11 protein-coding genes are annotated in these 14,911 nt (G+C 56.3%); 5 read left to right on the top strand and 6 right to left on the bottom strand.

From position 1 onward, the window contains the following. Positions 1-183: 183 nt before the first annotated feature. Positions 184-2,790 (bottom strand): GDYXXLXY domain-containing protein, encoded by a 2,607-nt coding sequence (locus IE156_RS16550; protein WP_229841436.1) that lies wholly within the window; start codon positions 2,788-2,790, stop codon positions 184-186. A gap of 62 nt (positions 2,791-2,852) precedes the next feature. On the opposite strand from IE156_RS16550, the gene IE156_RS16545 reads away from it, so the two are divergent. After that, entirely contained in the window at positions 2,853-5,459 is a 2,607-nt protein-coding gene (locus IE156_RS16545) for a DNA topoisomerase III (protein ID WP_189393747.1), read from the top strand. A gap of 230 nt (positions 5,460-5,689) precedes the next feature. Here the strand turns inward: IE156_RS16545 and IE156_RS16540 are convergent, their stop codons facing one another. From IE156_RS16540 to ilvB, 5 genes are all read right to left on the bottom strand, one after another. Beyond that, on the bottom strand, positions 5,690-6,124 hold the full coding sequence (locus tag IE156_RS16540; protein WP_189393746.1) for a CopD family copper resistance protein: 435 nt from the start codon (positions 6,122-6,124) through the stop codon (positions 5,690-5,692). A gap of 29 nt (positions 6,125-6,153) precedes the next feature. Next, positions 6,154-7,431 carry a TRAP transporter large permease gene (locus IE156_RS16535; RefSeq protein WP_189393745.1) on the bottom strand — a complete coding sequence of 426 codons (1,278 nt, stop codon included), beginning with the start codon at positions 7,429-7,431 and terminating at the stop codon, positions 6,154-6,156. An 82-nt stretch (positions 7,432-7,513) separates the two neighbouring features. Next, entirely contained in the window at positions 7,514-8,011 is a 498-nt protein-coding gene (locus tag IE156_RS16530) for a TRAP transporter small permease (protein WP_189393744.1), read from the bottom strand. 12 nt (positions 8,012-8,023) lie between these two features. Continuing rightward, on the bottom strand, positions 8,024-8,989 hold the full coding sequence (locus IE156_RS16525; protein ID WP_189393885.1) for a TRAP transporter substrate-binding protein: 966 nt from the start codon (positions 8,987-8,989) through the stop codon (positions 8,024-8,026). A gap of 109 nt (positions 8,990-9,098) precedes the next feature. Beyond that, on the bottom strand, positions 9,099-10,868 hold the full coding sequence (gene ilvB / locus IE156_RS16520) for a biosynthetic-type acetolactate synthase large subunit (protein WP_189393743.1): 1,770 nt from the start codon (positions 10,866-10,868) through the stop codon (positions 9,099-9,101). Between the two features lie 56 nt (positions 10,869-10,924). Here ilvB and IE156_RS18625 point away from each other — a divergent pair, with 56 nt between their 5' ends. From IE156_RS18625 to IE156_RS16500, 4 genes are all read left to right on the top strand, one after another. Then, on the top strand, positions 10,925-11,734 hold the full coding sequence (locus IE156_RS18625; RefSeq protein ID WP_189393742.1) for an SET domain-containing protein: 810 nt from the start codon (positions 10,925-10,927) through the stop codon (positions 11,732-11,734). Between the two features lie 330 nt (positions 11,735-12,064). After that, on the top strand, positions 12,065-12,586 hold the full coding sequence (locus IE156_RS16510; RefSeq protein ID WP_189393741.1) for a TRAP transporter small permease: 522 nt from the start codon (positions 12,065-12,067) through the stop codon (positions 12,584-12,586). Then, the gene (locus IE156_RS16505; protein ID WP_189393740.1) at positions 12,583-13,884 is read left to right on the top strand and encodes a TRAP transporter large permease; all 1,302 of its coding nucleotides are present in this window, start codon (positions 12,583-12,585) and stop codon (positions 13,882-13,884) included. The genes IE156_RS16510 and IE156_RS16505 overlap by 4 nt, the downstream gene beginning before the upstream one ends. A gap of 42 nt (positions 13,885-13,926) precedes the next feature. Further along, positions 13,927-14,911 (top strand): DctP family TRAP transporter solute-binding subunit (locus IE156_RS16500; RefSeq protein WP_189393739.1); only part of this gene is annotated, 985 nt, incomplete at its 3' end.

Here is a 14,911-nt window from a genome sequence, read left to right as displayed (position 1 = left end):
CAATAAAGAGGGTCCTTCAAAACCAAAAAACCAAGGCCCGAATCCGGCAGCACATCGGATTCGGGCCTTTCTGACTTCTCTTGCCGTCATTGGGACCAGGCCGAGACTAAGCCCTCACACAGCCCCCATACACAAATGACATAAAGCCGGATTACTCCTGCACGAAGCAATCCGGCTGCAGGCTTATTTGATTTCCTGCCTATCCTTGTCCAGCATGTCGCGCAACAGGCTTTGGCCATCTTCAACAACGGCAAATTCCCCATAACGCGCTGCCTCATAGCGTTCTGCCGAGCCTTCTGCAAAGAACCAGGCATCCGTGCCGGGTGCCCAGCTATTGCGGTGACGGCGCATACGTAGTTTCAGAACACCTGCCTGTTCAGCAATGGGGCCTTCCTCGCCCATCAGGTGTTCCTGACCATTGAACTTGGCATAAATGCCTTTCAAATGAGCAACCTTGTTCTCATCCAATTGCACACCAGCCATCACCCAACGCTGGGACTCGATCTGCGACACAACCTCTCCAGGCAAGCGCCACGCCAAATAGGACAAGTCCTGAGACAAGGCGAAGTTCAAGGACATATAGTCGCCCTGCATCAACGAGCGAGGGTCCACTGGAGCCAGCTCTAACAGCACCGTCTGACCCTGGGCCAGAATGCGTTCTTTCTGCGCAATCACCGTATTCGCCACGCCCAAGATCAGCACGGTACCCAGCAAGACACTGGCGACGATCCCTTTGGGCGCTGCCTTCACAGTCGACTCAGTAACTGCCTTCTTGCGGCCCAACTGACCCAGATAGGCAAAGACCAAGCATCCAACACCCGTTGCCAGCAACAGCTCGGCCTTGTCCAACAAGCTGATATTCAGGATGTAATACAGCCGCCACAAGCAGAACAAGCCCATTGCCACCGCGACCGCCATTAAACTGAGATAGCGCCAGGCGTAAGCGGCCAGAATCCAGCTCAAGGCCAGAGCTACAGGCGGATAGGGCGTCCAAACCGCGCACAGAGCGGCCAACCCCAGCAAAGCAAGGCCATAAACTAGTGGCTGCTCGCGCCAACCGCGCCAGTAAAAGGCCAGAATGGCAACAGGGGCCATCGCCAGCAAGGAGCCGGTGGGGGTCAAATAAGGGCGCGTTTCATCCCAGAAGGGCATGGAGAAAAACAGCGTCCCTGCAGAAACGATGTGAACTTGGGCAACTAGCAACAGGGACCAGAACAGGGGCTGCCAGAAGGAGGACTTTTTACCATCGCGCAAATAAAAATGTCCCAGCAACAAGGCCGCAAAGAACATGAAGGCGGCCGGCATTTCCAGTACCCAATAGGGCATCATGGTCCAGCGATCAAACAAGCGCTCAATCACCAAAAACTCAATAGCAGCCAAGGCCCAAATCACCAGCAACATACGCAGCACAAATTGGCCCTTGGCCTGTCTGTACAACAAGGTGCTGATGACCACCGCCAGCATCGCGCTGACTTCATGCGGCCAGGGATAACGCATATCGACGACCGGCGCACTTAATAAGAGCACTGCGCAAGCAACCCAGCCGCCCACCATATCCCGGCTGGGCACAGTTTTTGCCTTGGCAGAGAGCACCGGAGACACCAGAGCCATGATCGCGCCCAGAACCCCCAGCACTTCCAAGCTTAAATCCAGCGACACCGTCAGGTACAGCAGGATGATCAGCGGCAGCAGCAAGAACAAGAACAGCTTGATCAGCCGCAGATACCAAGGGTGATGCTCATCACTGCCTTGCGCCTCTGCGGCTTCTGCCTGCGCCTTGTTTGAGGAGTTCGCTGCTGTGCTCGCTACAGAGGCGGCAGTAGCCTCTGTCTTGGCCGCTTCTTGAGGCCCTTCGTCAGCGTGCCTTGTAGCACCAGCAGGGCTCGTTTCCTGAGTGGTAAGCGAGCCTCCACCATGCGTACGTCGCCATTTAACGACCTGCTGCTGCAAGAAACGCAGCAGCCCCAGGCCCAGGCCCACAATCACCACCACGATCAAGAGGAAGGAGTCGCCCGCGTGCTCAATAATCAATATGCTCAAGGAGAGATAGGCCCCCAACGAGGCCAGCGACATGATCAGCAAATCGGGGCGTCGGAAATGGTAAATCCCATATAGAACCAGGAACAGCACCATGCTCAAGAGGAACTCGCCTTCCATCAGCTGCGTGCCAATGAAAAAGCCCACGGCAATGGCGGCCACGCGCGGCAAAATACGCCACGGGTCCTGGCGGGCACGCCAGATCGTCTCGGCGGCCAGCAATAAAATGGCGTTGGCACCCAGGGCCATCAAGGTCTGCGAGGTATAGGTGCGATCAAACCAGCCCAGTCGTGTGACATCTATCCATAAGTACAAGGCGGTATTAATCAGCACCAGCCACAATACGGACAGAAAGACACTGCGCACCGTGAACACCCAAGGTATGATCAGCACAGTCCACAATGCGAAAAGCTGCCAGGGATCGGCACCAGTCTGATAAGTCTGGCCAATCAGCGCCAGCAAACCGCCTGTGGCAACGGCGGCCAGGCCGGTCAATGCAGCAGGCACCCCCAGATCATGTCCCCAGCCACCGGCACGCCGGCGAAACACCAAGGCCAGCCCGGCTGAAATCAGCACGGCACCTTGGGCCAGGGCAAATTTGACGACATGCCCCCAGTTTGCCCAGTTGGCTGCGATCCAGGTCACCAGACCACTGGCAAGCAGCAAAACAGCCAGGCCCCAGGCCAGTTTTGTTAGAAAAACTCGCCAGTCCGTTGGCCATACGTTAGTCTTGTCAGGGTTCATAACTTGCATAGAGGGATAAGCACCTCGTATCATTTCGCGCATTGCAGCGCAATTGCTGTCACTGGAATCATATGGATAAAACACTAATCATTGCCGAGAAACCTTCTGTCGCCGTAGATATCTCGCGGGCACTGGGCGGTTTCACTCGAGAAGGTGATTATTTTGAAAGCGATCGCTATGTGCTGGCCTCCAGCATCGGCCATCTGCTGGGCCTGGTGGCCCCTAATGATCCGGTCCGCGGCAAATGGAGCTTCACACATCTACCCGTTATTCCCCCTCAGTTTGAACTCAACCCGACTGACAAGAAATCGACTGAGCGCTTGAAACTGCTGGTCAAGCTGATCAAACGAAAAGATGTCACCGCTGTTATTAATGCCTGTGACGCGGGGCGCGAGGGCGAGCTGATTTTTCGCTACATTATGCAGTACGCCGGGGCGAAAAAACCGGTGCAAAGGCTTTGGTTACGTTCGATGACACAATCGGCGATCCGTGAAGCATTTGAGAATCTGCGCGATGACGAGGACATGAAACCGCTGGAAGCGGCGGCCCGTTCGCGCGCCGAGGCTGACTGGCTGGTGGGCATTAACGGCACCCGCGCCATGACGGCTTTCAACAGCAAGGATGGCGGTTTTTTCAAAACACCCGTGGGTCGTGTGCAAACTCCCACGCTGGCTATCGTCAACGAGCGCGAAAACCGCATTCGTCAGTTTGTGTCGCGCGATTACTGGGAAGTACACGCGGACTTTATTGCAGCAGCTGGCTTGTATACCGGTCGCTGGTTTGACCCCAAATTCGCCAAAGACGAGCACGATGCCGAGAAAAAAGACTCGCGTCTGTGGTCCTTGACGGCCGCCCAGACGATTGTGGCGGCCTGCCGTGAGCAGCCCGGTGTGGTCACCGAGGAATCCAAGCCCACCACGCAGATGTCGCCTGCCCTGTTTGATTTGACCTCGCTGCAACGCGAAGCCAACTCGCGCTTCGGTTTCTCCGCCAAGACTACTTTGTCCTTGGCGCAGACGCTATATGAACGCCACAAGGCCCTGACTTACCCTCGTACCGACTCACGCTATCTGCCCGAAGACTATGTCAGCACGGTGCAGGACACCATGGTTGCCCTGGCTGATAGCGGCACGCCTGCCAGCGCTTCGGTGCAGCCTTTTGCGCAGGAAGTGGTCGAGCAAAAATGGGTCAAGCCCAACCGTCGTATTTTTGACAACAAAAAGGTTTCGGATCACTTCGCCATCATCCCCACCATGCAGGTGCCTCGGGAGCTGAGCGATGCCGAACACAAAATTTACGAGCTGATCAGTCGCCGTTTCCTAGCGGTGTTTTTTCCTACTGCGGAATTCCGCGTCACCACGCGTATTACGCAGGTGTCGGGGCATCACTTCAAGACGGAAGGCAAGGTGCTGGTCAAGCCGGGCTGGTTGGCTATTTATGGCCGCGATGCGCAAGGTGAAGATGCTTCCCTGGTGCCGGTTGCCGATGGCGAGAAGGTTCGCACTGAAGATGTGAATACCAAAGCCTTGGCGACCAAGCCTCCTGCACGCTTTACGGAAGCGACCTTGCTGTCGGCCATGGAAAGCGCGGGCAAGCTGGTGGACGACGAAGCCTTGCGTGAAGCCATGTCCGAGCGCGGGTTGGGTACACCTGCCACGCGTGCGGCCATTATTGAAGGTTTGCTGAACGAGGCATATCTGCGTCGTGAAGGCCGCGAACTGGTGCCTAGCGCCAAGGCGCGTCAATTGATGACCTTGCTGTCCGGCCTGGGTGTTAGCGAACTGACATCGCCTGAACTGACGGGCGAGTGGGAGCATCAGCTCAAGCAGATTGAGCAGCGCCAGCTGGATCGTGATGTATTCATGCGCGAGATCGCGCAGATGACGCAAGTGATCGTCAAACGCGCTAAAGAGTATGAACGCGATACGGTACCGGGCGATTACGCGACCTTGCAGACGCCTTGCCCCAAATGTGGCGCGGTGGTCAAAGAAAACTACCGTCGTTACGCTTGCACAGCTTGCGATTTTTCGATTGGCAAACACCCTGGCGGGCGTACGTTTGAGCTGCCAGAAGTGGAAGAGCTGCTGGCCAAGAAGGAGCTGGGTCCCTTGCCTGGTTTCATCAGCAAAATGGGCCGCCCCTTTGCCGCACTGTTACGCATCACGGATGAGTTCAAGCTAGAGTTCGACTTTGGTCAGAATGATGACGATGAGGACGAGACCCTGGATTTCAGTGGTCAGACGCCGGTGGGCCCATGCCCCAAGTGTCAGTCCTCTGTCTTTGAGCACGGTTTGCGTTATTTGTGCGAGAAGTCAGTTGGCCCATCCAAGAGCTGCGATTTCCGCAGCGGCAAAGTGATTTTGCAGCAAGAGATCACTCGCGAGCAGATGGGCAAGTTGCTGGGAGCAGGCAAAACGGACTTGCTGGATGGTTTTGTATCGTCGCGCACGAACCGCAAGTTCAAGGCCTTCCTGGTGCGTCAGCCAGACGGCAAGATCGGTTTTGAGTTCGAGCCTCGTCCTGAAAAGCCGGCACGCAAGTCGGCAGCCAAGAAAACAGCGACTAAAGCAGCAGCTAAAAAGACGGCTGTGAAGAAAACAGCCGCCAAGAAGACGGTGGCTAAAAAGGCAGCAGTTAAGAAAACGGCGGCTAAAAAGACAGCTGGCACAGCGGAATAAGCAACTTCTGCTTGTTAGGACAGCGGCCTCCCTTTTTGGGAGGCCGCTGTATTAAAACGAGGTGAAGGCGCGAGTTCGTGGGGTGCTGGGTATAGGCGAGTCAGAGGACTTGCCGCGGGCAGGATATAGCGCCTGGCTTTTAATAGCCTCTGCTCCGCCATGGCTCTATCTCAAGCACTACTCCAGCCAAAGCCCCTCTAACATCAATGCAGCAGCGTCGAAAACCGCGACTACAGCGGCAAATAAAATAAAGCCTTAGCCAGCACCACAATCAACAATACGTGCGCAAACACACTGAGATGGATAATCCGGGACCGCCGCCCGGTCATGGTCTTGCGCCGACTCATCACCATCACTGACAAGAAGTGCCCAAACACACTTAAAGCCAAGGCGATTTTCAAACCTAAGATCCAGGCCCTGGCCCCACCGACCTCAAACAAGGCCCGATGCTGCCACGCCAGACTCAAGCCTGCGCCATAGAGCAATAACAAGACCCAAGGCATGATGCGGCGCGCCCGCCGCCCCAGTGCATGCTCAAACTCCCGCATGGCGGGGCGTGACACCTGACGTGCCAAAGGCGACAACATCAGCACCTCAAAAAACACCGTGCCAATGAAGAAAATAGCCGCTAAAAGATGGACCAACAACAGGGCAAAATAGCTCATGAATACCGCTCAAGAAAGCAGACAATCCGTCAACGGTACACCAGGTCACGCGCCCACAAACTGACTTCTGGCACATAGCTGATCAGCATCAAGCAGGCCACCACCACCAGCACAAAGGGAATCAAAGGTCGTATCAGTTTTTCCAAGGAAATCCCGGCCACCGAACACGCCGCAAACAGGTTCACCCCAAAAGGCGGAGTCACCATTCCTAGAGCCAGATTGACCACCATGATGATGCCAAAGTGTGCCGGATCAATGCCAAACTGCATCGCCACCGGCAATAACAGCGGCGCCAAGACTACAATCGACGCCGAGGTTTCGACAAACATGCCCACGACAAACAAAGCCGCGTTCATACCCAGCAGAAACGTCATGGGACTGCTGAACAAATCCCCTAACCACAGTCCCATCGCCGCTGGAATCCCAGTGCGGTTGAGCAAAAAGCCAAACACCCCCGCGTTCGCGATGATGAACATGATCACCGCCGTGGACACCACCGAACGATGCAAGACCTTGGACAGGTCGCGCCATTTAACGCTGCGATAGATAAATATACTCACGACCAGGGCATAGACCACCGCCACCGCCGAGGCTTCTGTAGGCGTGAAAATACCCCCGTAAATGCCACCCAAAATAATGACAGGCATCAGCAAGGCCAACCACGCCTGACGGAACGCTGGCCATACAGACAAGCGCCCCACACCATCCTGTAAACCCAGACCATGACGACGCGCGTAAAACCACACGTAGACCATTAAAGCGCCGCCGATCAGCAGGCCAGGACCCACACCCGCCACAAACAGCTCGCCCACCGACGTATCGGTAGACACAGCAAACAAGATCATGGGAATAGAGGGGGGAATAATGACCCCCAGCTCCGCCGCTGAAGCCTGTAAAGACGCCGCAAAAGGGGCCGGATAACCATGCCGGACCATGGCCGGAATCAAAATCGCACCCACCGCAAAGGTCGTGGCGACACTAGAACCAGCCACGGCAGCAAAAATCATGCAGGTCAGCACACAGCTGCAGGCCAGGCCACCTTGCACACCCCCCACCAGACTTTTGGCGAACTCCACCATGCGACCGGACATGCCACCCGATTCCATCAGATTGCCTGCCAGAATAAAGAAGGGCACCGCGACTAAAGGGTACTTATCCAGGGCCGCATACAGCTGCTGGGCAATGACCAAAAAGGTCATGCGCCCCTCCCAGGCCACTCCCGCCATATTGGCCAGCCCGACGGCAATCGCCACCGGCACCGTCAATACAAAAAACAGCAGCATGGACACAAGCATGATCTGGGACACGATACGGTCTCCGGTCTAAACAGATGCCCGTAAGGCATCCAGAGTTCGGTGGTGCGTTATATGCACGGAATCAGGTCTTGAATTAGAGCTGCGTGTTGTCCACCACAGCGGGCGCGGGCTTTTCCACCCAACGGGCCAGCAAACCCAGCATGGCCAGCACAGCCCCAATCGGAATGGCGATATACACCCATGAAATAGACCATTCCAGACTGGGCATGGTTTGAAAGCGCACCCGCCAGGTCATCTGGATTCCCACCCAGGTCAGCAAGCCAAAAAAGGCCAGACACGAAAACAGCACGGCCACATCCAGCCACTGCTGAGTCCGCGTCCCGACCCACAGCCGCACCACATCCACGCTTAGCATGGCGCCCTGGCGCAAGGCCAGACACAGGCCCAGCATGACGGTCCAGATCAAGGCGGCACGCGACCAGGCCTCGCTCCAGTCGGCGGGCGACTGGAGCACAAAACGGGCCACCACCTGATAAAACGCAGCAGCCACTGCCGAGAGCAGCAGCAACTGCGTCACCCAGGACACCAGGCGGAACACGCCCTTATCCAGAAAGGACAGCAGTGCTTTCATGATGAACGCCGTTTACTGAGTCTGACGAATGGCCTCGACCAGTTCCTGGCCGAACTGTTTGTAATACTTGGGATAGATCGGCTCGACCGCTTTGGCAAAGGCGGCATGGTCTACGGCATTAACCTGCATGCCTTCGGCCTTGACGGCATCCACACCGGTTTTCTCGATATCGTCCACGTAGTCACGCATGGACTGCGCAGCAGCAACACCGGCATCGCGCATCAACTGCTTGTCCTGATCAGACAGGCCGTCGTACACCGCAGGCGACATCAGCACCAGCGCCGGGCCGTATACGTGCGCGGTCAGCGACAAATACTTCTGCACCTGGGGCAACTTGGCCGAAACAATCACCGAAAGGGGGTTTTCCTGACCGTCGATGGTGCCTTGTTGCAAGGCTGTGGCCACTTCAGGCCAGGCCATGGGCGTCGCCAGAATACCGATTTCACGGAATGCAGCGATGTGAATCGGGTTTTCCGTGGTGCGGATCTTCAGACCCTTGGCATCGGCAGGGGTAGTAACGGGTCGCACATTATTGGTCAGATGACGGAAGCCTTGCTCGCCCCAGGCCAAGGCAACAATGCCACGCTTAGGAAATTCGGCCAGCATGTCCTGACCAATCTTGCCGTCCAGCACATGGCGGGCATGTTGCAGATCACGGAACAGGAAAGGGATATCAAACACGCCGGTTTGCGGCACAAAGTTCAGGGTCGCACCGGTCGACACAATAGCCAGATCAATGGTGCCTAGCTGCAAGCCTTCAATAACTTCGCGCTCGCCACCCAGGGCGCTGTTGGGAAAAGCTTCGATGGTGTAATTGCCATCCTTTTCCACCGCACTGGCAAAGGCTTTGGCACCCGCCCCATAGTGGGAACTGGTGGACAAAGCGTAAGCCAGTTTCAGAGGAGTCTGCGCCGTAGCAGCTCCCGCAGTCAGGCCCAAGCCTAACATCAAACCTGCGGCCAAAAGACGGTTTTTCATGTGACGGTACATCATGCATGCCCCTCCTGTCTGAATGGATCAGTGTATTTAATGCGTAGTACTGAGGCGGGGACATAGGGGTTTTTACGCCCGTGTCCCGCCTTGCACCTTATTCTTCTACGTACCAGTTATCTTCGGACAACATGACCTGTTGATGGCCATAGCCCGCTGGCATCATGGGGAAACAGTTTTCCAGCGCCAGCACTTCCACGTTCAGGAAGAACGGGCCATCGTGGGCCAAGCAGCGTTCCAGAGCCGCATCCAGTTGATCAGGATGCTCCACACGCTCGGCTTCCCAACCAAAAGCACGCGACAAGGCCACGAAATCGGGCAAGGCTTCGTTATAGCTGTGGCTGTAACGGCCATCGTGAATCAACTCTTGCCACTGACGCACCATGCCCATGTGGCGGTTATTGCACAGAATGACCTTGATCGGCGCGCGATGCTGCACGGCGCTGGCCAGTTCCTGAATGTTCATCAAGACTGATGCGTCCCCACTGACGCACACCACCAGCTTGTCGGGATGCGCAATCTGCGCTCCAAACGCGGCCGGCACGCCATAGCCCATGGTGCCTGCCCCACCCGAAGTCAACCAGCGGCGAGGGCGATCAAATTTGATGTATTGAGCCGCCCACATCTGGTGCTGACCCACATCGGTAGACACAATCGCATCGCGTCCTTCCAGGTGCGAATCCAGGCTTTGCAGCAAGTGCTGCGGCAAAATTGCATCGCTGCGAGGAGTGACTTTCAGGCACTCCTGCGCACGCCATACGCCAATGCGCTGCCACCAGTCGTCCAGACGACCTTCGGGCAATTCGTGATGGGACAGCTCTTTGCGCAAAGCGCGCAACAAGGGATAACAATCGCCCACCAAAGCCACATCGGCACGCACGACCTTGTCGATAGAGCCGGGGTCGATATCGATATGAATCTTGCTGGCATGCGGGCAGAAATCGGACAGACGACCTGTAATGCGGTCATCAAAACGAGCGCCCACACAGATAATCAGATCCGCATGGTGCATGGCCAGATTGGCTTCCAGCGTACCGTGCATCCCCAACATGCCCACGAACTGCTCATTACGCGCAGGGTAGGCACCCAAACCCATCAAGGTCAGGGTACAAGGCGCGCCGGTTTCCTGAACCAGACTGGTGAAGGCGTGGCTGGCATCCGTACCGGAGTTGATCAGGCCACCACCACCGTAAAACACAGGGCGACGTGCATGGGCAATCATGGCGGCGGCACGTTTGATGGCCGCTTCCTGGGCGGAGGCCGGGGCGGCGGGGGCCAGCAGACTATCGGCTTCTTCCTGGGCAGGCGTTTCAGCGCTGGCCTTCGGCAAAGTCGCCATCTGAATATCTTTAGGGAAATCCAACAGCACCGGGCCGGGACGACCTTGTGTACACAGGCGCAAGGCTTTGGCCGTCAGGGAGGCCACATCTTCAATACGGCGAACCTGAGCATTCCACTTGGTCACAGGGCGCGAAATGCCAATCGCATCGCACTCCTGGAACGCGGCCGTACCAATCGCCGTGGTGGCCACTTGCCCACTAATACACAGGACAGGAATAGAATCACACAAGGCATCGAGCAAACCGGAGGTTGTATTGGCCATACCGGGCCCCGATGTCACCAGCACCACACCGGTTTTACCGGTGCTGCGGGCATAACCTTCAGCCGCATGTACAGCAGCTTGCTCGTGACGAACTAAAATATGACGAATTCGCGGTTGCGCATGAAGAGCATCATAGAGCGGTAACACCGCTCCGCCAGGATAACCAAAAATGGTATCTACACCCTGAGCGATCAAGGTTTCGAGCAAGATTTGCGCGCCATTATGGGCGGTCGTTTCAAGTGACATGGTTGCGTAGCCCTGCATGTTTTGTAAGATAGAGATCGCCGTCCAGTTTATCCCCTTTTACAGGTTGATTCCCCATGGTCACTCAACGCCAACCCTGGCACGTCGTTAAACCATCCAAACTGCATGGCAATGGCGTGTTTGCGCTACGCGATATTCCAGAAGGAACTCGCATCCTGCAATACGCCGGTAAACGGCTGACGCCTGAACAGGCGGATGCACTTTTCCCCGTGAATCCGGACGAACCATTTCACACTTTCTTCTTTGCGCTAAGTAACGGCAAAATTGTGGACGGCGGCCAAGGCGGTAACGACTCTCGCTGGATCAACCACTCTTGTGCGCCCAACTGTGAAGGCCACGAAAATGCGGACGGCTCGCGTGTATTTATTGTGGCCATGCGTCATATTGCCGCCGGGGAAGAGCTGCTGTACGACTACTCGCTGGTTATCGATGATGAAATCACCGACGAGCTCAAACAAAGCTATCGCTGCTTGTGTGGCGCCCCCCAGTGCCGTGGCACCATGATTGCCCTGCCGCCAGACCGCTCGCAAGCCGTTGCGGATGAAATGCGTGAAGTGGCCGCTGAGTTGGATGCAGAAATGGAGCAGGCCCGTAAAGCCCCCGTCTCGTCCAAACGAAAAGCCGCCGCGAATCCGAAGACGGCAGAAAGTAAAAAGACGGAAAAGGACGAATCGGATCAGGACAGCAAATCTGAGAACGATCAGGAGCCCTTAACTGAAAAGGGCAAAAAGAATAAAAAGGATAAGAAAAAAGAAAAATCCAAAGAAAAAAAGAAAGAGAAGCAACACGATAAAAATAAGGACAAGAAGGCGTCCAAAAAGGACAAAGAAGGCAAAAAAGAGAAAAAGGGTCGCAAAAAAGAGTAAGCTCCCCACAGCTCGCACTTAGCCCAAGCTGCCCCCAGGGGCAGCTTATTTACCCTTGCTAATTGCCCGCACAGACCCGGCAACACCCCCGCCGGGTTCAGGCAACAGACCGCATCACCGGTCGATCTGCCGTGCCGGGCCAGGTTCATACCTCCTTTGCGACACGAAGCACCAACCCCCATATTGTGTGTGCGCTCGCGCTCTACCCTTATCGCTTTCCCCTTGGCCGACGACGGCCCGCTGGTGCGTCTGCACCGGGGGAAATTACTCACTGCCAGCCCCGTCTTTGACCGCTAGCATGTAGCTTTATTGCCAAATCTGACAGATCTCATGGATTCAAGTTCTACAGATAGACCTGATAATCACCCCGCCCCTCCTGCTGAAGCAGGCTTGCGTATTCCTCTTCAAATAGAGGATTGGGCTTCGGTCCTGATCATGGCGGCCCTAGCGCTGATTACCTTTGCCAACGTGGTAGTGCGTTATCTGACTGATAGCTCCTTTGCCTGGACAGAGGAAATTTCCATCTTCCTACTGGTGGTCCTGACCATGAATGCCGGTGCCAGCGCCTGTGTGCGCCACCTGCATATTCGTATTGAAGTCTTTGCCGATGCGGGCACCTTGCTGCGCCAGCGCCGTCTGGCCTTGTTCGGCATTGGCATGACCTTGCTGTTTTTTATTGGCATGGCTGTCCTGTCCGGGCGCATGGCTTTAGATGAATTCGAATGGGGCGATACCTCGCCATCGATTGGTGTACCCACCTGGTGGTACAGCATGTGGCTGCCGATTTTATCGGTCACCTTAAGCCTGCGTTTGCTGGGCATGTGGGTACGTCGTTGGCAGGCTAAATCATGATCGCGACCCTGTTATTCGTCATTTTCATCGCCCTGATGCTGGTGGGCGTGCCCGTAGGCGTGTCCCTGGGTATAGGCGGTGCCTTTGCCATATTGATGTCCAATCTGGACACGCACTGGTTTGGCATGATGGCCGTGCCGCAAAGCTTTTACGCCGGTCTGGCCAAGTATCCTTTGCTGGCTATTCCCATGTTTGTGCTGGTCGGCTCGATTTTTGACCGCTCTGGCGTGGCTAGCCGTCTGGTCAATTTCGCAGTGTCCCTGGTAGGCCGCGGACCGGGCATGTTGCCGGTGGTCGCCATTGGCGTAGCCATGTTTCTGGGCGGCATCTCTGGCTCTGGCCCCGCCTGCGCAGCAGCGGTGGGTGCCGTCATGATCGGCGCCATGAAACGCGCCGGTTACCCCAGTCCCTTTGCCGCCAGTATTGTGGCCGCAGGCGCTGCTACCGACATTCTGATTCCGCCGTCGATTGCCTTCATTATTTACTCGGTTCTGGTGCCCGAAGCCTCGGTGCCTGCCCTGTTTGCCGCCGGCATGTTCCCCGGTATTCTGGCCGGCATTGGCCTGATCATTCCAGCCGTCTGGCTCTCGCGTCGCCACAAGTTGGGCATGGCCGAAGCTGATCTGCCGCGCCCGCCATTCTGGCGCAGCCTGCGTGAGGCCTCTTGGGGTTTGATCGCCCCGGTCATTATTCTGGGCGGGATGCGGATTGGCCTGTTCACTCCTACCGAAGCAGCCGTGGTTGCGGTGTTCTACGGCCTGTTCGTGGGCATGGTCATCCATCGCACCATCAAATTCCGAGATCTATTTTTGATCCTGCGGGAAGCCGCTGAATTATCAGCCGTCATCATGATGGTGGTTGCACTGGCCGGTATTTTTGCCTGGGCATTGTCCACGCTCAGTATTGTGGACCCGGTCACCGATGCCATCATCAACTCCGGCTTGGGCGAGTACGGCATTCTGGCGCTGATGATTGTCATGCTGATTGTGCTGGGCATGTTCCTGGATGGCATCTCTATCTTCCTGATCTTTGTGCCGCTGTTCATGCCCATCGTTTACAACTTTGGCTGGCACCCCGTCTGGTTCGGAGTCCTGCTGACCTTGAACGTGGCCCTGGGCCAGTTCACACCACCGGTAGCCGTGAACCTGATGGTGTCCTGCCGTATCGCGGGTGTGCCGATGGAAAGCACCTTACGCTGGGTAGGCTGGTTGCTGCTGGGCATGGGGTCCACCATGCTGATCGTTATTGCTGAACCCGAAATTGCCCTGTGGCTGCCACGCTACCTGGGCTTTAACTAAAACAAGACTGCAACACAACACCTAGAAAGGGAGACCTGACCCATGAAATTACGTCACATTCTGGCCGCTTTGGCATGTACAGCTGCCACCCTGGCTGTGGTTCCGGCTGCCCAAGCCGCCTATAAATCCGAGTACAAACTGTCCATCGTGGTGGGCACGACTTTCCCCTGGGGACAGGGCGCCGTCATCTGGTCCGACCTGGTCCGCGAGCGTACCGATGGCCGCATCAACATCAAGATTTATCCCGGTACTTCGCTGGTACAAGGCGACCAGACCCGCGAGTTCACCGCGATTCGCCAGGGCATGATTGATATGGCCGTGGGCTCCACCATCAACTGGTCCCCCCAGATCAAACAGCTGAACCTGTTCTCCCTGCCTTTCCTGCAGCCCGACGCCAAAGCCACCGACGCCTTAATTCAGGGTGAAGTGGGTAAAGACCTGTTTGGCTATATCGAGAAAGCGGGTGTGGTGCCTCTGGCCTGGGGTGAAAACGGTTTCCGTCAGATCAGTAACTCCAAGCACGAAGTGACCAAACCGGAAGACATGAAGGGCCTGAAACTGCGTGTGGTGGGTTCGCCCTTGTACATGGACACTTTCAGCGCACTGGGTGCCAACCCCACCCAGATGAGCTGGGCAGATGCACAACCTGCTCTGGCCAATAAAGCCGTAGACGGCCAGGAAAACCCCCTGTCCATTTACGCCGGTGCCAAGCTGTACGACGTGCAACAACAGTACCTGACCTTGTGGAACTACGTCTCCGACCCACTGGTGTTTGTGGTGAACCGCGATGTGTGGAAATCCTGGAGCGAGGAAGATCAAAAGATCGTTCGCGACGCGGCGATTGAAGCCGGTAAACGTGAAATTGTGATTGCCCGTACAGGGATCACCGCCGAAGATCCCTCCTTGCTCAAAGAGATTGAGAGCCACGGTGTGAAAGTCACCACCCTGACGCCCGAGCAGCATGCCGCTTTTGCCGAAGCAACCGCAGGTGTGGTCGAGAAATGGACCAAAACTATTGGTGAAGACC

It is taken from the genome of Alcaligenes pakistanensis (assembly GCF_014652815.1).
GTDB classification, from domain to species: domain Bacteria; phylum Pseudomonadota; class Gammaproteobacteria; order Burkholderiales; family Burkholderiaceae_B; genus Alcaligenes; species Alcaligenes pakistanensis.
This window is presented reverse-complemented; position numbering and strand designations above follow the sequence as displayed.